Below are 17,847 nucleotides of genomic sequence, written 5' to 3' on the forward strand. Positions count from 1 at the left end.
GATCGATAAGGAGTCCAGCCATGCGCCAGTTCACGACGGGGGATCTCAACAAGCAGGTTGGCGACGTCACCGACGTTGCCAGCCGCGAACCCGTTATTCTTACCAAGCACCGGAAACCCCGGTTCGTGCTGATGAGTTACGAGCACTACGAACGGATGCGCATCGGCGGCGATCCCCGCCGCGCATACCATGCCGCCGAGATGCCGGAGGAACACACGGAACTCTTCGCCGCCGAGATCGACCGATTGGCGCGCGGGGAAGGATACGATGATGAGCGGTAGATTTCTGCCCGGTCAGGTGATCTCCTATCCTTATCTTTGGGCATGGCAATACGAGCGCGGCGAAACGGAAGGCCGCAAGAGCCGGCCGACCTGCGTGGTCATCGCTGTCCGCGGCGCAAGAGATGGCCTGACCCATCTCGCGCTCCTGGCTATAACCACCCAGCCACCGACCAGCGATCGGGTCGGTTTGGAAGTCTCCGCTATCGAGTGCCGCCGCGCCGGTCTGACCGATCTCAAACGCTGCTGGATAGTGGTTGACGAATACAACTACGATATTGCCGAACGCTCCTGGTACATCGAAGCCGACGGTAAGCCCCTCGGTCGTTTCAGCAAGGCATTCATGATGAAGATCGCAGGCGCCTTTATCGAAGCGCGCAGCGAGGGCCGCCGCGTCAGCCGTCTGGATTGACGTTCTCTTTTCGCGGCCATGCGCTCGATCCAGGACGGGAGCCTCTGGCTGGCCGACAAGACCACTAGCTCCAGCGCGAAGCGCCACTAGCCAGATGCGCGTAGCGCCTCCGGCAGCTGCAGGATCCGGGCGCGCCGGCCTGCGGCCGGCCGGGCTCTCGTCGCGGCGTCCCGCCGCTTCCCGAGCCGGCTTTGCCGTCTCGGCCTTCGGGTGACGATCCCTCGCGCAGGGCCAGGGGAGAGGGCGGCCGGCGCGGGGCGGGGGACGCGGGAGAGAAGGGAAAGTCAGCATGTCGATGATATTCATAGGTGGATCACGCGAGATATTCGAGCTGCCGGAACCTGCCATCGCTCGCATCGGCGCAATCGTTGCTGCCGAGCACGGCGTGCTGGTTGGCGACGCGTCGGGAGCCGATGCCGAGGCGCAGGGCCTGCTCGCGGGCTACAAGTACGAGCATGTCGGGGTCTTCCATGCCGGCAAGGAACCCCGCAACAATCTGGGCGACTGGGCCGCCTACCATGTCCCGTCACCTGGAGGCACTCATGGATCTTGGTACGACGCCGCCAAGGACCGGGAGATGGCGCGGCGCGCCGACTTTGGCATGATGGTCTGGGACGGCGCATCACCCGGTACGGCCGTCAACGTGCTTCGGCTCGCCATCGCAAACAAGCCGTGCGTCATTTACGATCTGGCCAGGGGCCGGATGGCAACGACGTACAATGTGGAGGACTGGTGCGCCATGCTCCGCCATGCCGGTTCGGACATTCGCCGCCAAGCCGAAGCCCGCATGATGCCGGAGGAGCGTCTAACGTTGCCAGGATGATGGCTGCCGACAGCCCGGCGGGTTCAATCCGATATGTTGATCCGGCTCCGCGCCGCCTAATCCACTGTATGTGCGGACGGAGCCGGCCCCTTTCGAAACCGGTCCACGCGCAGAGCCGCGGGGCGTTGTGCGGATGATCATCTTGATGCTTCTCGCCTCTGAAGCGGGTGCAAGCGTGCCGAACAACATCCTGGCTTGCCGGGTCATCCAACCTGACTGCGCGGTATCGTCCCCGAGGGGCGTGAAGGCCGCTGCCAGCCGGCTCCGATCTCGAAACCACTCTGCCGCGAGACCGAACATGCAAGGCGGCCACGCGCCGGGCTGCTGTTCGATGTGTTGGCGATGCCGACGACATGCAGCATGTTCCTGCGATCCGGCAGCGTTGCGTCGGCGGTCTAGCGATGGCGGCCTGAGTTCTTCTCCTTCGGTCGCATCCGGGGCCATTCCCGTTTCATGTCGCCTTTGTAGACGACCGCCTGCTTTGTGCGGTCAACCCCCGTTGGGGGTACACTCGGCGAATATTCAGGAAAATTCGATTTCTGTTTTTGTCTGCGGGCAGGCGAAGGGCCTGCCCGCAATTTTTCGGCAAATAGAATTTTCCAGAATTTTCGCCGAGATGACCGCAGCAGGACGGCCCTCTCCTTTGGCGCCATCGGGAATGGTCCCGATGCAACCTAAGGAGAACTACCATGGCCACCACGATCGCAAACCTCACCACCAAGGCCGACGGCTCGATGGAAGGCGTCTTCGCCACGCTCCGGGTCAACGCCCCGATCACCCTGATCCCGAACACCAACAAGTCGCGCGAGGACGCCCCCGACTACCGGATCGTCAACAAGCGCACGGGCTTCGAGATCGGAGCCGGCTGGCACCGCATCTCCCAGCGCTCGGGCGAGGAGTACCTCTCGGTCAAGCTGGAAGCCCCCGAGATCGGCGTGATCTTCGGCAATCTCGCTCCCGCCCCGGGTGGCGAGGAAAACAAGAAGGTCATCCTCTGGAACAACCCCCAGTGAGGCATCGGTGGCCGGCCCCGCAAGGGGCCGGCTCCCCACCGGCAAAAGGAGGTTGCAATGAGCCGCTACACCATCACTGTCACTGGCACCGTCACCGGACAGGGCCGCTCGGACCCAGACGCTGTCATCGGCTACGATCCACCACTTCGGACCTACTTCCTGCAAGCGTTCCCGCACGAAGAAACCGACGAGCCCGGTCTTTGGCTCGGCACCCACGATCGCGCGTTCGAAACGCTTGAGGATCTTCACCGCGCAGCCATCTCACACGGCTACGACTTCATCCCGCTGTCGCCCAAACTGGCCGCAAAGCTGGTCGACGACAAAGCGGCAGCCAGCGGGCGTCCGGTGCGAGACACAATCCTCGGCCAAGTGCTGAAACACCTCAACCATCCCAAGTAGGCAACACATCTCAGGGCCCGCGACGGAGTGTTCCGTCGCGGGCCCTTTTTTTGCACGTTGCAAAGGAGCCACTAACATCACCCGTCACGGCATGCGAGAGCGACTCCAAAACCGCCGATTATTCCTTCGGCAGTTTGTGCTTATGTATGCGGATATAATCCTGCACGGCCTTACGCAGCAGTTCGGTCATGCTGTGCCCGTTGCTGATCGCCAGCAATTTGAACTGGCGCTGCTCCACGGCCGTCAGATAGTATCCGCAGCGGATCATCTCCTCCTCGCGAATCTTCTTTCCGGCGATGGGGTCCTTTTTCTGACCCTGCCGCAGCAGCTTGCGGAAATCGGGCCCGACTGCCGGGGATGGCTTTGTCGGTTCCTGCATCTGGGGCGTAGCTTGCTCCTTGATCCCTGATGGCTCGGCCTTCTGTGGGATGAACATGCTGGGCAGCGCCGGCGGCTGCGTGGAGATCGCCTTCATCATGCGGGCTTTCTTGTCGTCACCGGCTTTAGGTGCGGTTTCTTCACTCATGCCGCGTTCCTTGTGGCTTCGATGAAGGTTTGCAGAAGGTCGTCGAAGACCCCTTCGCTCTCGGCAATCGCCTTCGCGTCGGGCACCTCGGGGCTGTAAAGGGTCTGCCCGGTCTGAAGGTCGCGGTAGGCAACGCGATTGTGCAGGACGTGTTCCGCAATCGGTGTCCCGTTGGCCTGGATGATGGCGCGCAGTTCTGTCAGGGCTCGCGCCCTGCCATCGATGATGGTCTGCTTGGTCAGCACGAATATCGCAGGCAGCGGTCTACCCCGGCTCTCGACCGCCAGCGGGATGTAGTGGTCGGTGATCTGGATGGCGGCGGTCACATCGTCGAGGGCAAAATAGACCGGCACGACGACAATGTCGGCCGCGAAGAGCCCGGCCATGAGGTTGTCATTTGTGGTGCCTTCCGTATCGATCAAGACGACCGAGCGTTCTCCGTTGTGAGTGGCTGCCGCGCGAAGGATTTCCTGTGGCGTCATTGCGCTCACCATCGTAAGTTTGTCAGGACGATTGCCAGCTTCGCCGAGCATCTGGAACCAGCGGTTCATGTTCTGCCGCCGGTCGCCATCGATAAGAGTGACCGAGTACCCTCTATGCAGCGCGACGGATGCCAGGGTGCGCAGCATCGTCGATTTGCCAGTGCCGCCCTTTGGGATCGCGGCGGAGATGATCATTGGGCCTCCTTCCGGCGTTGTCTCCTTGTTTCCATGCATGGAAACAAGTCATCATGGATGCATAGAATATGTCACGGTCGAAACATGGTGACATTGTCGACGGGGAAGGCTGGTTTGGCAACCCAGGCGCGCATCAATAAGGGCTCGCTAAAGGGGCAGTTTTTGCCCAGCTGCTAATCCTCAGCAGAGAAGGGGTCCGGTGGCCCGTCGACCGCGCATTTTCCGACTACGCTTCCGGCTGACCATCAGAGGCCGATGTTTCCGTGTTAACACGGAAACAAGTCGCCAACGCATCATAGACACATCGCATCAAATCACGACGGGAACATTTCGCCCGCGCCCGACAACTGGGCCGGTGAGAAGACGCGCCCATAATTTCCTTTCCTCCTCTCCCATTTGTTGGTATTGGCAGGATAGCCTATTTTGTGATACACACAAAATAAGCGGCGCGGCCCTGACGGGCCTTAGCGCCCGCAAGCGGGCTTGAGAGATGGATGCAGACGCCCAGAATGCAGCGGTGAAGAGCGCGTCACGACGCTACGGCGAGGTGACACACATCCGGTTTTCGGCTGACGAGCTGGCCAGTCTCAAAGCCGTTGTGGAGCGGGACGGCGTGACCGTCAGCGAGGTCGTGCGGCGTCTTGTGCGGGCAGAGGCGGGGCATCTGCCTGTCGCTTCAGAGGCGTTACGGCCGGCGATCGTCGACATGACCGACCAGCTGCGGCGCGTCCGTGTCAATTTCAATCAAGCCGTGCGCGCCATGAACGACGGCCGTGTTGCCCATGATGAGGATCTTGAGCAGGCGCTGATCGCCGTGGGCAACCTGGTGCGGCAGTTTCGCGAGGAACTGAAGACGATGACTGGCGGGTCACGCAAGGCGAGGGAAGCCAGCCCATGAGCGGTCGTCTTGCTGGCTACGCGGCCGAAATCGAACGCTATCTGCGGGGCGAGTCCGACGTGAAGCGTGAGGAGCTCCACGACGACAAGTCCGTGACGGGCGCCCGACGCGAGGCCGGTGAATTACAGGCGATGAAGAGTTATGAGCGAACCGGTGGCGGCGGACGCCTCGGGCAAGGACAGGCCGGGTCGACGCTAGGTGGCGGCAGCAACACCCCTCGTTCGTCGCCGGGAGGATTGGGGGCTTCGGGGAGTTCCATGTCCAGCAGGGCACCGAAGTCGACTGCTGCTGCGAGTTCGCCCAGAGCCCCTAGCGCGCCGATCATGGTCTATGGCGCCACGCTCGCCGGTTTCCGGCCGGAAGAGGAGGAGGAAGACTGGAAGCGGCGCGGCGGCGGTGGTGGCCGTGGCGCGGGTCGCGCGAGCGCTACAGGGCGAGCGGCGCGGGCGGGTTATCAGGCGCGGGCTGTGGCGGCGAGGGCAGGCTATGCGGCGGGCGGGCAGCCTGCCGTGTTCAAGGTCATGCCCAATCCTCCGTCGACCAGGGAAGCCGCCGCGCGGCTGCTCAATTACATCGGCAAGCGCGAGGACGAAAAAGGCGAGAAACACGACATCGAGATTTTCGACGAGGATGGGCAGATGCTTGCGACAGGCGGCGCAAGAAAGGCGTTCCTGGAGACGTTTTGCGAGACGTTCGAACCGCCCCTGGAAAATACCAATTTTCTGGAGGTTCGTTTCGAGCTCGCCAGCGAGGTCACCGATGCCGCCGTGAGCGAGGCGCTGAACAAGGCATTCGGTGCAAAACCGTTCATCTATGCGCAGGACGGACAGACGGTGGAGGTTTACGCGCACACCGATGAGCGGGCTGGACCGCTCGCCAAGGTCCTGGCCGGTGGTCGGGAGAATTCGCGCAGCAAGGCGCTCGACAAGATCGAGGCGCGGTTGTCTGAAACCATGGGCGCGGCGGGGGTGGTCGCCAAAGCAGAGGTAACGGCGGCTGTGAGCCGTGAACCCAAAGCAAAATATTTCCTGCAGAAGTTCATCCGCACCCACAGTCACGTCCGTCACGCAAATGGCGAGCCCGTGCCTTTGGTGAAGAACTCCACGAAGGCTGCGGCTTCAGTCTACGAACAATGGCGCCCGCAGTTTTCGGGGCGTGAGCGCCGCAATGCCTATCACCTGCTTTTCTCGGCAAGGGCCGGCACCGATGCCAACGCCGTCATGGCCGCGGCGCGCGCCGTGCTCGAGGAGCGAGCGCCAGGATACAAGTTCGTCTTGGCGCATCACAAGGATACTAAGCACGTCCATGTCCATGCGATGGTGCAGGCGCGCTCTGCCGACGGCGAGCGCCTGAAATTCTACAAGCCTGATCTCGCAGCCTGGCGCGAGACTTTTGCGGAAAAAGCACGCGAGAACGGCATTGCGATGGTGGCGACGCGGCGCATGGATCATGCGATGACGCGGCCATTCACGAAGGAGCATGCCGGAGCCTACAGCCGCGCCCAGAGCGATCCGCGCTACCAGGTCAGCGCCAGGACGATCGAGCGAGTGGAGGCCAAGCGGCAACGCCGACTGGATGGGCAATCTCTTGTCGTGAACGGCGATGCAATTGCTGCCGCATGGCAAAAGACTGTGACGACGATGCGGACCGCGGGCGTAGTCGGTCAGGCGCTCGCTGCAGCGGAGTCGATCGGCAACAATTTTCTGCAGTTCCGTCGCGATCGGACAGGGGAGGGGCAGCCAGCTCCTGCGAATCGTGGAGCTGATCAATCGGGGCAGAAGTCTTTCTTGTCCCATCCCGGTATGAGAGAATTGAATGCACTGACAGGAGATTTGAACATGGCGCAAACCCCCTTGGAAATGCGGCGTCAGATGGCCCGCGTCAATCAGGCTCTGGACAACATGCGCGAGACGCTGCCGCCGGCGCATCAAGGACAGTTCGAACAGTATCGTGAAGAGGTGAATGACAAGATGCACGACCGTCTCGCGCGGCTGCAATTCGAACGGCAGCAACAGCGTCGTGGTGGTGGCGGTGAGGAGCCAATCCCCGAGCGCGAGGCGCGAGGGCGAGACCTCCCAACTCGGGACGATCCCCGCCAGCCGGTTGAGCCGCGCACAGGCACCGAGCAGGAGAAGGTGAGCCGCCAAGCAGAAGGACGCCAACAAACAGAAGGCGCGGCAGTCGGAAGAGCAGGACCGGAAGACCCAGCGCTCAAACGATAACGATTACGAGCGCTGAGCAAAGACCGCTTACCGGCCCTCTGGAATGAGGGAGAGTGCAGGGAACTACAATGTCGCCGGGGCTCGTTCGTGCCTCGAAGGTTCAGGATCAAGGGTCACGCATGTCATTGCGGGGCATATTGAAATGTTGCTGCCTGCCGCATCGCGGGTGGTCAGATGCTGGTCTAGTTTCCGGCGAAGACGCATTTGTCTCTCGAGGACCCGTTGGGAAATCAGCACCTGTGCTTTGTCGGGACAAGATTGTTGCTATTGGGATTTGGCCGCTGCCGCCGCGAGCATCGCTTCTCCCACCTCAACAGCGCCTTGTGAAGTCAGCGTCGCTCCGGCGTTCTGGATGTCGCGCACCTCTTTGTTCTGGCTGAGCTTGAATTTTCCAACCAAGCTGGTGATTTCGATCTCCAAGGCCACGATCGCTTTGGTCATTGCGTCAATGAAATCCTTCGGCGCGTCGCCCATCTTCCATGGGGCCGGCTGGTTGGCCTCGTGCATGTGAGTGAGCTTCGCGACGTTGCGGCGCACATAACGCTCATCGTCCCGGACAGTGATGCGACCATGGGCGTGGGCGACGAGATAGTTCCAGGTCGGCACCTGCTTATGGAATTCGTGTTTGCTGGGATACCAGTTCGGCGAGATGTAGGCGTCGGCCGCTCGGAAGACAACGAGGACCTCATCGCCATTGGCAACTTCCTCCCAGACAGGGTTTTTGCGGGCGACATGGCAATTGAGGACGCCCTTATCGCCCTTTGAGCGGTCGAGCTCGAAGGGGATATGGTTGGCGTCGAGGGAGCCATTGCTGTGGGTGATCAGGATACCAAACGGGTGTTTTTCGATAATATCAAAGAGGGCGTTCTGATCGGGCACGGCGAAATGCGGAGGAACGTACAAAGGGGGATCTCCTGTTGAAGGGCAGTTGTCAGTGTCCTGCGAGGTCTTGCGAAACAGCAACGGGCGACTTCGCTGCCTGCGACGAGGGCGCCGGAACCCGCTGTCCACCGCGCTCAAGCACCGCCATCGAGAAGTGGGCGGGCACGTCGGATGCCGCGGCATACGAGTGGGGTTGATCTGTAACCAGGCGCGCACTCTCGCCTGCATTTAAAAGGATCTCGTGGCCGCCCACCCTGACGTTGATCGAGCCTTGGGTAACCGAGAGCAGTTCGCGCGTATCGGGACTATGCGCATCGGCGGCAAACACATCACCCGGCATGAGGACCCAGCTCCAGAGTTCGAACATCATGCGTCCCGAGGTCGATGTGTGAAGCTGTGCCCGGCTGCCTTTGGCGCTCGTCCAAAGCGTCCTGGACACGCTCCGTTCGATCGGGTGGTCGGGGGCTGTGGAAGGCGCCTCGTTTAGCAGATCGGCAACCGATAGCGAAAACGCTGCGGCAAGGCGGCAAAGGATGCCGATACTCGGGTTTGCCTTACCCTGCTCAAGCGCGACCACCGTCCCTTTCGACAGACCGGTCAGTTTGGCCAGTCGATCAAGTGTCAGGTTTTGGTCGCGCCTAAGATCCTGGATCCGGATCGCAATCGCCTGGCCAAGCGCCTGCTCGGTCTCCAGAGGTGTTGGGGTGTCGGTCATTATATTGACTTGGTCTCGCGCTTCGCTTACGGTCAATATAATGACCGGCGCAAAATTGCAACCGCGCCTTAAACAGGAATTGGCCAGTGCGCTTTGAAACGAAGGCAATCCATTGCGGTCGAGCTATCGATCCATCCACGGGCGCGGTTTCATTACCGCTTCATACCAGCACGACGTTTGAGCGCGGTGCCGACGGCTCTTTTCTGTTTGGGTTCGAGTACACTCGTGATGCAAATCCGACACGTAATGCATTCGAGTCGGCGATGGCCGCGCTCGAGGGAGGATACGAAGGAATAGCCTTTGCGTCAGGCATGGCTGCAATCACTACCGTCTTTGAAAGCCACCCCTCGACGGGACGGATCGTCCTTCCTGACGATATGTATTTTGGCATCCGCTCGCTGATGGACGACACCGATATAGGGTCTCGCTTCGATTTCTCTGAGGTCGATATGCGCGATCTGGATGCCGTGCGCGCTGCGGTCACATCAAAGCGGACTGGCCTCGTGTGGGTCGAGACGCCGTCGAACCCGATGATCCGCGTTGTCGACATTTCGGCTATCTGCAAAATCGCGCATGACGCCGGTGCCTTGGCGGTGATGGACAACACGTGGGCCACGCCTGTGCTTCAGCGAACGCTTGAACTTGGCGCGGATGCGGTCATGTACTCGGCGACAAAGTACATTGGCGGCCACTCGGATCTGATGGCGGGAATCGTTGTTGTCCCGCAATCGTCGCCACTCGGACGGCCACTACGGATGGTCCAGAAACACAAGGGCAGCGTCGCAGCGCCATTCGACTGTTGGCTAGCCTTACGAGGGCTACAGACATTGCCGGTTCGCATGCGCGCTCATTGCGAAGGCGCCCAGAAGGTTGCGGAGGCTTTGGCGTCTCATCCACGCGTCGAGAAAGTGCTTTTTCCAGGCCTGCAAGATGATCCGGGACACGATCTGGCTACGCGGCAAATGAGCGGCTACGGAGCGATGCTTTCCTTTTTCGTCGAAGGTGGAACCGATGCCGCGATGGCGGTGGCCGCCCGCCTCAAGCTTGTTGTCCGGGCGACAAGCCTTGGAGGGACGCACTCGCTGATCGAGCATCGCGCATCCGTGGAGGGTGCGAAATCGAAAGCGCCAGGCGGATTGCTGCGAATGTCCGTGGGGCTTGAGCATCCTCAGGACATCATTGACGACCTGATGCAGGCCCTGGGCGCAACCCTCAATGTGTAAGCGAGTCCAGATAGCCCTCGTCTGGCGAAGGATCTGTGATGGGCCATACCTTATCGGACGTTCGCCAAGCGATTGTCCGCCACCTGATCGACAACATCGGCAGTCCGAGCATTTCGATATCCGAGGTTAGCCGGACCGTGAGGAGAATGCTTCCGCTCTTGCGAACTCACGGATTGGGAACTTGGCGATGTCATTGCGCGAAGCGCGGTCGATGCGGGATTTGCGATTGAACTTGACGGGGTGGGTCCCTGAAACGCCTGTCGAGGCCCAGTATCGTCGACGTCTCGCGCCGTGTGATCTTCTCGATTGAGACATGGTACTGCCCGAAGCGCGCGGCAATGTCTTGCGCCGCCATGACGTGTGCGACAAGGTCACGGTAAACAATGACCTTTCCGCCGCATGGGAGTGCTAGCCTACCCATCGACTACATCTGGCAACGTATCTTCGACGATGCTCAGATTTCGATCGAAAGTCTCGGCGTCGGATGCGTTGGCGCGCAGAGAACGCACCTTGTTCAGAATGGCGGCAACCGCCGCTTCTTTGTCGGGCGCTATGCGCGTTGTCACCGCTTTGGCCGCCAAGGCGGAAAAATCTATGGCGGCATAGACCGGTACCGCTGCAGCGTCTGTTGCTTTCAACCGGTCTTTTACGATTGCGCGCCGGCCCGGCGTCGGAGCTATACGGCCTGCCTTTGCGGCAAATGTTGCGCCGCGCCGCAGCCGGATCTGCAAGAGGCCTGAGCGGTACGTGGGTGCTTTCGGCACAATCGTCGGGAGCGCAGGAGATGGAACCGCCGCGGAAGCGTCCAATGCAGGGCTTTTCGTGAGCGAGGGGTCGGTAGAGGCGGGCAGGGGCATGAACGCGCGTTTGGCGAGCTGGCCGTCGGCGAAATAGAAATTGCGCGTGCCGAGGATTGGCAGTTCGCCGCGCGGCAATATGATGACCTTGTTCTTATCGAGCGTACGGATTTCGTCCGGCCGCATGAGGGGCCGCCGCACTTCCTTGCGGTGCTCCGAGCGCGTGTAATAAGTGTCGAACAACGTTGCCTTGGTGCGCGTCACGTCCTTTTGCACGTCCGACGTTTCGCCGAGCTGCTCGGAAACGTAGCGCAGATCGTCAGCGTCTTGCGCACCGAAAAAGATCTGCACGCGAGCGGCGTTGATAAGTGTCTTGCGCCCTTCCTGGCGATAGATCTCGTCCACAGCCTTCAGCGACTGCACGAAAAACCACATCGAAACGCCGTTGCCGCCGAGCACGCTTGCCATTTCGGTCACGTTCTCGAGCTTGCCGAGGTTCTGGAACTCGTCGAGCAGGACAAGCACCGGATGCTCGTCCGCGCGCGGCATGGTTTCCGACATGAAGTTCATCATCTGCGTAATCAGGACGTTGAACAACGGTCCAAGCGACGTAATCTGCTCGCGCCGCACGTCGAGATAAAGAGAAATCCGGTCACGCTTGAGCTGGCGAATATCGAACGTGCTGCGCGCCGTAGCTCGCATCAGGCGCTCGTTGAGAAAAGGGGCCATGCCGGTGCGTACGCCGGCATAGATTCCGGAAAACTGCCGCTCTGACATCTCAAAATACGGCAGCAGGGTTTGCAGGGTGAAATGCGAGCATTCGCGGCGGCGTTCCTCGCGCAGCGAGCCGATGAATTCCAGGAGCGGCTGCTCGGCACCGTTCATGATCTCCAGGATTGCGGCGAAGGTCTTCTTCTCGTTCGGGATTGCAGACGATTCCATGACGAAGGACGCGATGCCGGTAAAAAGGAGGCGGGCATCGTTGACCCAATAGGGATCCGCGTTGGACGGGGGGCGCGGAAACAACGCCGCAGCGATGTTGCGGAGGTCGATGTCGCGCTGAGCTGAGTCCAGCGAGATGAAGTCCATCGGATTGTAGCATGCGGTATTGCCGTCGGGATCAGCCGGCGCGAAACGCACCACGCGGCTCATGGCTGAACGGTAACCGGCGGTCGCTGCATAGGTCTCGCCCCGGAGGTCGAGAACCACGAGCGAATGCGGCCAGGTCAAGGCGTTCGGGATGATGAGAGACGTGCCTTTACCGGAGCGCGGCGGCCCTATGACGAAGCCGCCGACGTCATCGCCATCAATCCACAATTTCTTGCCGCCGATCAGCTTGCGCTGCGTGAAGCGGATCTTGCCGGAGCGCTGATCGCGGCCCGGCGACAGAATTTCGGCAAGCCTGCCGGCGGCTCGACCGACGAAGACGCCGCCCACTTTCGCCAGGCCGGTTTTCGATACGTCGCTCATGGTCATGAAGCGAGAGTCATTGCGCTTTCTCGGACGCATAAGAAACAAGCAGACCAGTGGCAAGAGAAACCCTAATGCTCCTGCTGCAACGCCGTATTGTACCCGGCCAAAATTCCTCGCCATCGTGTCCGCCCAGGCCTGACGAACGACCGGCAAGGGATTGGCGTTCAGCTGGTCGAACAGGACGTGGGAGCTGGTCCGGTACCAATCAGTCGCGGCATAGGCGACCGTGAAGAGCAGGACGCCCAAGGCCGTCGCCATGAGCACCGTGAAAATTGCTGTTGCGACTTTCTGCATGGATGGGCCCCGCTAGATTGTCTCCGCCTTGGTGAACTTGATCTCGCTGATGCCGCGCCGTCCGCCTTCGGTGCGGACCATCTGAACGACCACCGGAATGACCTCGCGCAGATAGTCGAGGATTTCGCCTCGTGAGAGGCCCGAACTGCCCTGCATGACCATCAGCGCCAGCCGCTCGTAGGCGGACCGGGCGGAATTGGCATGGACAGTCGTGAGCGAACCAGGATGGCCGGTGTTGATCGCCTGGAGGAATGCGAAGGTTTCAGCACCGCGCAACTCGCCCAATAGCAGACGGTCGGGTCGCATGCGAAGCGACGCTTCGAGCAGCTGTTGCGCGGAGACTTTGGCAAGGCCCTGGTCGCCCTTCGAGGCTATCAGGGTGACGTTGTTGGGAGCCGGCAGCCTCAGTTCGCGGGTGTCTTCGATCGTGATGATCCGTTCATGGGCCGGGATCTCCTTCAAGAGTGCATTCAAGAACGTCGTCTTGCCAGTCGACGTACCACCTGAAACGACGATGGAGACGCGGTTGCGCACCGCATATTGCAGGAAGTCCATCGGCGACGTGTCGTGCAGCATTTCCACAAGTCGCTTTTCTTCTGTTGAAAGCGCCAAGCCGGCGCCCATCGCCGTGTTCTCGAATGCGCCGAGATTGTTGTAAGCATCAAGGCTCATATCCATGATGACCTGCTTGCGGATCGAGATCGCCCCGCCTTCGGGAGCCGCGGGCGGCAAGATGCATTGGATGCGCTCGCCCGAGGGTAGAGCGGCCGACAGGACCGGCTTTTCTTCGTTGATGACCTGATTTGTCGCCGAGGCGACGCCGGTCGAGATATGCCTAATCCAGCTGGGCGTGACCTCGCGCTTGACGACGTGCTCCATTTCCTTCGCGCCGAGGCGTTCGATGAACAATTCACCCGGCCTGTTTATTGCAATCTCGGAAACTGCATCTTCGTTCAAATAGGACCATATCGGTTCCAGATGAGCGCGCAGGACCGGGGCTCTCGCCCAAGGATCGGGGAGGGGATGCACGGCGTTCATTTCACCGGGCTCCCATAGCCGGGATAGAAATGATCCTTCGGCGTGCCGTAGAGAGGCGTCGGATCGATCGCCGTCTTCGGCCGCCCGCCTGCCTTCAGGCGTGCAACTTCTTTCTGAACGGGATCGGCGTACACATCCGAGAAATCGAGATCTCGCCGCACCAGCACGACGACCGATGTGCCCTGGTCGACGTAGACCGTTGGGCCAATATTCTGCGCATCGCGAAACGCCTCTTGCGCGAGTTGCTGCAAGGCGGTCGATGATTTGTCGAAGGCGATGCTACGCGCGTCGCGCTGCGAGCCATTGCCGCCATAAGTTACGGTCGTGGTCTCGCCGGTCACGGGATCGACCGTCGACACCTGGCGCTGTTGTCCATTCTGGCTGCTATCGGAAAGCGAGGACAGATATTCAGAGACACCGCCAACGACGGACAGCATGATGGCGTTGCCGTAGCGTTCAACCCAGTGCGTATCGACACGGCCGCCCATGCCGCCGCGGCCGAGCGCGTCTGCGCCAGGCGACTTGATATCAACGGAAATGCCGTCCGAGCGAATGACCCTGCTCCAGACGATAAAAACACGCTTTTGACCGCGCGCGAGCCCTGAGCGGTATTCCCCGGTCAGGCGCGAGCCCTTCGGAATGAGGATCCGCCTGCCGTCGAGCGAGAAGACATCCTCACGCACGACAGCGCGTACGGCGCCGGGAAGGTCGGTGTTGATCGCGGTTTCCAAATAGCCGCGAATGATCGTTCCTTCGGGGATCAACGCGTCGGTACGCCGGAAGGCCCTAGCCTTGACGATGCCGGAAGAACTTGCCTCAGACTGCGCCAGGAATGCCTTGTTGGGATCACTGTCGGCGCCGGGGACCGGGACGATCTGCCCGTCTGGCGCGATTTCGACTTGCGCCGCCTGGGCGCCGGCATCTGTCGAGCCGGTTTGATCATTCGTCACCATCTGGTTCGAGCGCAGGCGTTCCCACACCGCTTTTTCGCGCTCGGCCGCCTCCGCTTTGCGACGAGCCTCGTCCTCGGCCGCGGCCTTGCGGCGGGCTTCGTCCGCCTCAGCCTTGCGGCGAGCCTCCTCGGCCGCCATTTGTGCCTCCAGCGCCCGCCGCTGCGCATCAAGGTCGGCGCCCTGCTGCACGGTCTGATCGACATTATCAGCCTGCTGCGTGCCGTTCTGGTCGTCAGCCGGTGGCGGCACCACGATCTGGTCGATCGTGCCGTCGGCAGGTTGCGGCGGTTCGTTCAACGCCGGCGGGCGAAACTCGGGCGGGTTGAAGTTTTCCTCGCCATCGCTGCGAACATCGCGCGATACCGGCTCCCGAGGCCAGTTCAGCCATATCAGCGCGCCTACGAGCACTACGCCGAGGCCGACCAGGGCGATCCTGGTACTCACGCCCGCACCACGGCGCGCGACCGTCGGGCTGCCGTCCAGTTGGTTATAATCGATCTGGGTCATCACCGCCCTCCGCTGGATCCGAACAGGGTGGAACCACCCGTCAGTTTCGTTGGACCGTAGACCTCCTCGACTGGATCGATAGCGTTGGATCGCGCCCGGTTGTAGAGGCAGAGCGTCTTGCCATCGGCCCGCAAGGTGAATTGCCGTGCGACCTTGTCGATAACGGTGTATTTGCCCTGCGTGCGAACGTTGAACAGCGACTCCTCGCGCTTGTCGTCGACAACGAAAATCGCCGGAATGTCACCTTTGAACTCCAGAAACACCTTGGTGCCGTCGTCGAACACGGTACGCGGCTTTAAGCTGTCGTCGCCCTTATAGGCATAGTCGTAGTTGAGATCGGCATAGTTCAGGTCCTTCAAATCCGGATCGGCCGCACTCTCCTTGGCCTGTGAGAGCAGGCGCGTGTTGATATCCTCGTCCGGGTATTTGAACCGGACCTGGAAGGATGCCCGGTCACGGCTATCGTCAGTCGCCTGCAGCAGCAGGGAATAGACGCGCCGGTTGGTGACGACGTTGACGTTGGTCCACGCATCGCGCTCCAGCGGCTTGACGAACAGAAATCGCGATCCCCGTTTGGGGATAATCGACCAGCCTTTCGTGTCGCCAGCCGACACGGTTTCGATGACTTCGGTCGGGCTGAGCTCGACCATCGTGGAAATGCCAAGCGCGGCGCGCACCGACGTCACGTCGTCGTTGTTGAAGGTGACATATCGGATCCGGCCGTCGCGTGCGGCCGCGCCGTGCATCGCGCCGAGCATAAGGGCGACCGATAGGACGAGGCCCGCGCGCCGTCTCATTGCAGGCTCCCCGCGGCCGGGGCCGATTCCTGGTCGCGGCGATAATCCGTAACCTGAAATCCCAACGGGTTGTCGAAACGCCATTCGTTCTTGAGCGGCGTTGAGGTGTAGCGGAATTTTATCACCGCAACCCAATTGTCGGCTGTGGACGAATTGTCCCGCCGCGTCGTGGTGGCAAAGCGCACCGAGGCTGTGTTGCGATTGAGCAGGGAAACCGACTTTATCTCGACCGAGACAGTGACATTGCGGCCAAAAATCTTGTCCAGCGATTGTGGGTTTGCTGGCGTATAAAGCCATGTCAAATCCTTGGACGCGGCGTCGGTCGAGTAGAGCTGTGCCAGGTCGTAATTCTGTTTCAGTTCACGCGAATCGTAGATTTCGCGGGCCCGAATGTAGCGCACCAGATTGGCCGCCGTGACGGCCTCGTTCTGGGATAAATCTCCAGGCTTCAGCGCGCGCATGATCTCGAGGTAGCCCGTCGATTTGTCGACCTCGACAACATACGGTTCGAACTGCCGGAGCGGCAGGATCAGCACGAGCGCCAGCAGCGACAGCACCGCCACCAGTCCGGAAACGCCGCTGACGATCCAGGCCAATGTACGCGATCGACGCATTGACCTGTGCGTGTCGTCTTCCCAGGTCGCGCCCGCCCTGTAATAGCGCTTGTCGACGAGTTCGCTGCTGCTGTTAGCAGCTGTTTCCATTGGAATTGCCACTTTACTATTGCCTCGTTTTCGCGACGCATCTGATCCAGCACCGCGATCGGTGATCATTGTGTGGTCTAGGCCAGAGGCCTGGAGTTATCGCGCGCACCTTGCTGGATAGCGGTCCGGGTTGCGGCATCCGCCCTGGCTGCTCGCGAAGATCGAAAACTGTTTGTCGCGAGCTGCCGGGCGCCCCGAGCGGCGCGGCCTGCGGCCCATCGCGCGCCGGAGTAGCGCACGGCATTCCTGCCGAACGTCCCATATGAGTAGCGAGCGCCCATGGTGCTGAGATACCCGCCGCCATTCAGGATCGAAGCAATCGAGGGTATCTGCATGAGAACGTAGATGCCGATGATCGTCACCAGCACCAAGGGCAACACCAGCGACATTTTGCTGTCCATGGTCGCTCCGCTGGACGTGGCGGTGTTCAGCGCCGCATTGACGAGCGAGAAGTAGAAACCGAGAAAGCCGTAGATCAGAATTTGCTGGATCATCAGAAAGGTGGTCAGCGAAAGAAAGCCTTCGCTCATGCGTGAGGACCATCGGTAAAGCCAAAGGATGATCCATATCGGCGCCAAGGCCAGCGTGATGAACAACATCACTTTGGCGGCGATGATCGCGGCAATGGCAAGCGCTGCGAAGATGATGGCAGACAGCAGGACGAGCAGCGACAAGAGCGCACCAAAAATGTCATAGAAGGATCCGCTGTAGACCTGATTGGCGACGTCCTGGGCCCCTTGGTACAGATTGTCGATCAGCGCTGGAATTGCCGCCTGGTCGCTAAGCTGATTGCCGGTTGCCCGCGACACGGCGCCGACGATCACCTTACCGACCTCGTCTGGAATGCTTTGCACGAGCTGATAGATCGTTGACGAAAATGTGCCCCATCCGGTCAGCAGCAGATAGATGATGACGGCGCGGCCGAGGCGATAGGCCGCTTCGATTGGCGAAATCGACTCACGCCCGCTCAGGATCGAATAGCCCCACCACAAGATATAGAGGGTCAGCATGAGGGTGAAGACGTTGCCCATCGCATTACCCAACTGCATATAGACGGTGCGAACGAAGTCCTCGCCGATGTTGTCAATGCCACCGAGGATGCTTGCGGCGAGACCGTTCATGGATCCTCATCAATGATGCTGGCGAACGGCGTTGAATTGACCGGCTTTAGCGCGCCGCATTCGTCGGCGTGGGCATACGCCAAAGGCCCGCACGG

18 protein-coding genes are annotated in these 17,847 nt (G+C 60.9%); 8 read left to right on the forward strand and 10 right to left on the reverse strand.

Annotated features, from left to right (window positions below; genetic code table 11):
- Nucleotides 1–20: 20 nt before the first annotated feature.
- The 5 genes from NKI99_RS24255 to NKI99_RS24275 all read left to right on the forward strand — a co-directional run bounded on the left by NKI99_RS24255 (nt 21) and on the right by NKI99_RS24275 (nt 2,925).
- A complete protein-coding gene (locus tag NKI99_RS24255) occupies nt 21–281 on the forward strand; it encodes a type II toxin-antitoxin system prevent-host-death family antitoxin (RefSeq protein WP_352442677.1) in 261 nt (86 codons plus the stop codon).
- The gene (locus NKI99_RS24260) at nt 271–690 is read left to right on the forward strand and encodes a hypothetical protein (RefSeq protein ID WP_352442715.1); all 420 of its coding nucleotides are present in this window, start codon (nt 271–273) and stop codon (nt 688–690) included. The genes NKI99_RS24255 and NKI99_RS24260 overlap by 11 nt, the downstream gene beginning before the upstream one ends.
- A gap of 289 nt (nt 691–979) precedes the next feature.
- Nucleotides 980–1,513 carry a hypothetical protein gene (locus tag NKI99_RS24265; RefSeq protein ID WP_352442678.1) on the forward strand — a complete coding sequence of 178 codons (534 nt, stop codon included), beginning with the start codon at nt 980–982 and terminating at the stop codon, nt 1,511–1,513.
- A 689-nt stretch (nt 1,514–2,202) separates the two neighbouring features.
- Complete coding sequence (locus NKI99_RS24270; RefSeq protein ID WP_006205585.1) at nt 2,203–2,526, forward strand: DUF736 domain-containing protein; 324 nt, start codon at nt 2,203–2,205, stop codon at nt 2,524–2,526.
- A 57-nt stretch (nt 2,527–2,583) separates the two neighbouring features.
- Nucleotides 2,584–2,925 carry a hypothetical protein gene (locus tag NKI99_RS24275; RefSeq protein ID WP_128304909.1) on the forward strand — a complete coding sequence of 114 codons (342 nt, stop codon included), beginning with the start codon at nt 2,584–2,586 and terminating at the stop codon, nt 2,923–2,925.
- A 118-nt stretch (nt 2,926–3,043) separates the two neighbouring features.
- On the opposite strand, the gene NKI99_RS24280 is transcribed toward NKI99_RS24275, so the two are convergent.
- Nucleotides 3,044–3,451: a hypothetical protein gene (locus tag NKI99_RS24280; protein WP_352442679.1), complete on the reverse strand. Its 408-nt coding sequence runs from the start codon at nt 3,449–3,451 to the stop codon at nt 3,044–3,046.
- The gene (locus NKI99_RS24285; protein ID WP_352442680.1) at nt 3,448–4,128 is read right to left on the reverse strand and encodes a nucleotide-binding protein; all 681 of its coding nucleotides are present in this window, start codon (nt 4,126–4,128) and stop codon (nt 3,448–3,450) included. Before NKI99_RS24285 ends, NKI99_RS24280 begins: the two co-directional genes overlap by 4 nt.
- Before the next feature lie 490 nt (nt 4,129–4,618).
- Between NKI99_RS24285 and NKI99_RS24290 the strand changes: the two genes are divergently transcribed.
- Both NKI99_RS24290 and NKI99_RS24295 read left to right on the forward strand, forming a co-directional pair.
- A complete protein-coding gene (locus NKI99_RS24290) occupies nt 4,619–5,026 on the forward strand; it encodes a hypothetical protein (RefSeq protein WP_352442681.1) in 408 nt (135 codons plus the stop codon).
- Complete coding sequence (locus NKI99_RS24295) at nt 5,023–7,248, forward strand: relaxase/mobilization nuclease domain-containing protein (protein ID WP_352612324.1); 2,226 nt, start codon at nt 5,023–5,025, stop codon at nt 7,246–7,248. Before NKI99_RS24290 ends, NKI99_RS24295 begins: the two co-directional genes overlap by 4 nt.
- A 264-nt stretch (nt 7,249–7,512) precedes the next feature.
- Here NKI99_RS24295 and NKI99_RS24300 read toward each other — a convergent pair whose 3' ends face one another.
- Both NKI99_RS24300 and NKI99_RS24305 read right to left on the reverse strand, forming a co-directional pair.
- On the reverse strand, nt 7,513–8,151 hold the full coding sequence (locus NKI99_RS24300; RefSeq protein ID WP_352442683.1) for an FMN-binding negative transcriptional regulator: 639 nt from the start codon (nt 8,149–8,151) through the stop codon (nt 7,513–7,515).
- A 28-nt stretch (nt 8,152–8,179) separates the two neighbouring features.
- Nucleotides 8,180–8,845, reverse strand: a complete 666-nt coding sequence (locus NKI99_RS24305; protein ID WP_352612326.1) for a helix-turn-helix domain-containing protein — start codon at nt 8,843–8,845, stop codon at nt 8,180–8,182.
- Nucleotides 8,846–8,931: 86 nt separating this feature from the next.
- On the opposite strand from NKI99_RS24305, the gene NKI99_RS24310 reads away from it, so the two are divergent.
- Nucleotides 8,932–10,068 (forward strand): trans-sulfuration enzyme family protein, encoded by a 1,137-nt coding sequence (locus NKI99_RS24310; protein ID WP_352442685.1) that lies wholly within the window; start codon nt 8,932–8,934, stop codon nt 10,066–10,068.
- 413 nt (nt 10,069–10,481) lie between these two features.
- Here NKI99_RS24310 and NKI99_RS24315 read toward each other — a convergent pair whose 3' ends face one another.
- Genes NKI99_RS24315 through NKI99_RS24340 form a run of 6 tightly spaced genes read right to left on the reverse strand, consistent with a single transcriptional unit; the run spans nt 10,482 to nt 17,752 of the window.
- Nucleotides 10,482–12,632, reverse strand: coding sequence for a type IV secretory system conjugative DNA transfer family protein (locus NKI99_RS24315; protein WP_352442686.1), 2,151 nt, complete (start codon nt 12,630–12,632; stop codon nt 10,482–10,484).
- A 12-nt stretch (nt 12,633–12,644) separates the two neighbouring features.
- Complete coding sequence (gene virB11 / locus NKI99_RS24320; RefSeq protein WP_352442688.1) at nt 12,645–13,670, reverse strand: P-type DNA transfer ATPase VirB11; 1,026 nt, start codon at nt 13,668–13,670, stop codon at nt 12,645–12,647.
- Nucleotides 13,667–15,130 carry a type IV secretion system protein VirB10 gene (virB10, locus tag NKI99_RS24325; RefSeq protein WP_352442690.1) on the reverse strand — a complete coding sequence of 488 codons (1,464 nt, stop codon included), beginning with the start codon at nt 15,128–15,130 and terminating at the stop codon, nt 13,667–13,669. The genes virB11 and virB10 overlap by 4 nt, the downstream gene beginning before the upstream one ends.
- Nucleotides 15,130–15,927: a TrbG/VirB9 family P-type conjugative transfer protein gene (locus NKI99_RS24330; protein ID WP_352442691.1), complete on the reverse strand. Its 798-nt coding sequence runs from the start codon at nt 15,925–15,927 to the stop codon at nt 15,130–15,132. The genes virB10 and NKI99_RS24330 overlap by 1 nt, the downstream gene beginning before the upstream one ends.
- Nucleotides 15,924–16,700, reverse strand: a complete 777-nt coding sequence (locus NKI99_RS24335; protein WP_352442692.1) for a VirB8 family type IV secretion system protein — start codon at nt 16,698–16,700, stop codon at nt 15,924–15,926. Before NKI99_RS24335 ends, NKI99_RS24330 begins: the two co-directional genes overlap by 4 nt.
- 8 nt (nt 16,701–16,708) lie before the next feature.
- The gene (locus tag NKI99_RS24340) at nt 16,709–17,752 is read right to left on the reverse strand and encodes a TrbL/VirB6 family protein (RefSeq protein WP_352442693.1); all 1,044 of its coding nucleotides are present in this window, start codon (nt 17,750–17,752) and stop codon (nt 16,709–16,711) included.
- Nucleotides 17,753–17,847 lie beyond the last annotated feature (95 nt).

Origin of the sequence: Mesorhizobium sp. M0239, assembly GCF_040321815.1 — a bacterium.
Taxonomy (GTDB): Bacteria; Pseudomonadota; Alphaproteobacteria; order Rhizobiales; family Rhizobiaceae; genus Mesorhizobium.

Coding starts and splice junctions, on each gene's coding strand:
- NKI99_RS24275 (WP_128304909.1), top strand. CDS start 2,584: ATGAGCCGCTACACCATCACTGTCACTGGCACCGTCACCGGACAGGGC.
- virB11 (WP_352442688.1), bottom strand. CDS start 13,670: ATGAACGCCGTGCATCCCCTCCCCGATCCTTGGGCGAGAGCCCCGGTC.
- NKI99_RS24305 (WP_352612326.1), bottom strand. CDS start 8,845: ATGACCGACACCCCAACACCTCTGGAGACCGAGCAGGCGCTTGGCCAG.
- NKI99_RS24255 (WP_352442677.1), top strand. CDS start 21: ATGCGCCAGTTCACGACGGGGGATCTCAACAAGCAGGTTGGCGACGTC.
- NKI99_RS24330 (WP_352442691.1), bottom strand. CDS start 15,927: ATGAGACGGCGCGCGGGCCTCGTCCTATCGGTCGCCCTTATGCTCGGC.
- NKI99_RS24315 (WP_352442686.1), bottom strand. CDS start 12,632: ATGCAGAAAGTCGCAACAGCAATTTTCACGGTGCTCATGGCGACGGCC.
- NKI99_RS24260 (WP_352442715.1), top strand. CDS start 271: ATGAGCGGTAGATTTCTGCCCGGTCAGGTGATCTCCTATCCTTATCTT.
- NKI99_RS24340 (WP_352442693.1), bottom strand. CDS start 17,752: ATGAACGGTCTCGCCGCAAGCATCCTCGGTGGCATTGACAACATCGGC.
- NKI99_RS24265 (WP_352442678.1), top strand. CDS start 980: ATGTCGATGATATTCATAGGTGGATCACGCGAGATATTCGAGCTGCCG.
- NKI99_RS24285 (WP_352442680.1), bottom strand. CDS start 4,128: ATGATCATCTCCGCCGCGATCCCAAAGGGCGGCACTGGCAAATCGACG.
- NKI99_RS24335 (WP_352442692.1), bottom strand. CDS start 16,700: ATGATCACCGATCGCGGTGCTGGATCAGATGCGTCGCGAAAACGAGGC.
- virB10 (WP_352442690.1), bottom strand. CDS start 15,130: ATGACCCAGATCGATTATAACCAACTGGACGGCAGCCCGACGGTCGCG.
- NKI99_RS24270 (WP_006205585.1), top strand. CDS start 2,203: ATGGCCACCACGATCGCAAACCTCACCACCAAGGCCGACGGCTCGATG.
- NKI99_RS24295 (WP_352612324.1), top strand. CDS start 5,023: ATGAGCGGTCGTCTTGCTGGCTACGCGGCCGAAATCGAACGCTATCTG.
- NKI99_RS24280 (WP_352442679.1), bottom strand. CDS start 3,451: ATGAGTGAAGAAACCGCACCTAAAGCCGGTGACGACAAGAAAGCCCGC.
- NKI99_RS24290 (WP_352442681.1), top strand. CDS start 4,619: ATGGATGCAGACGCCCAGAATGCAGCGGTGAAGAGCGCGTCACGACGC.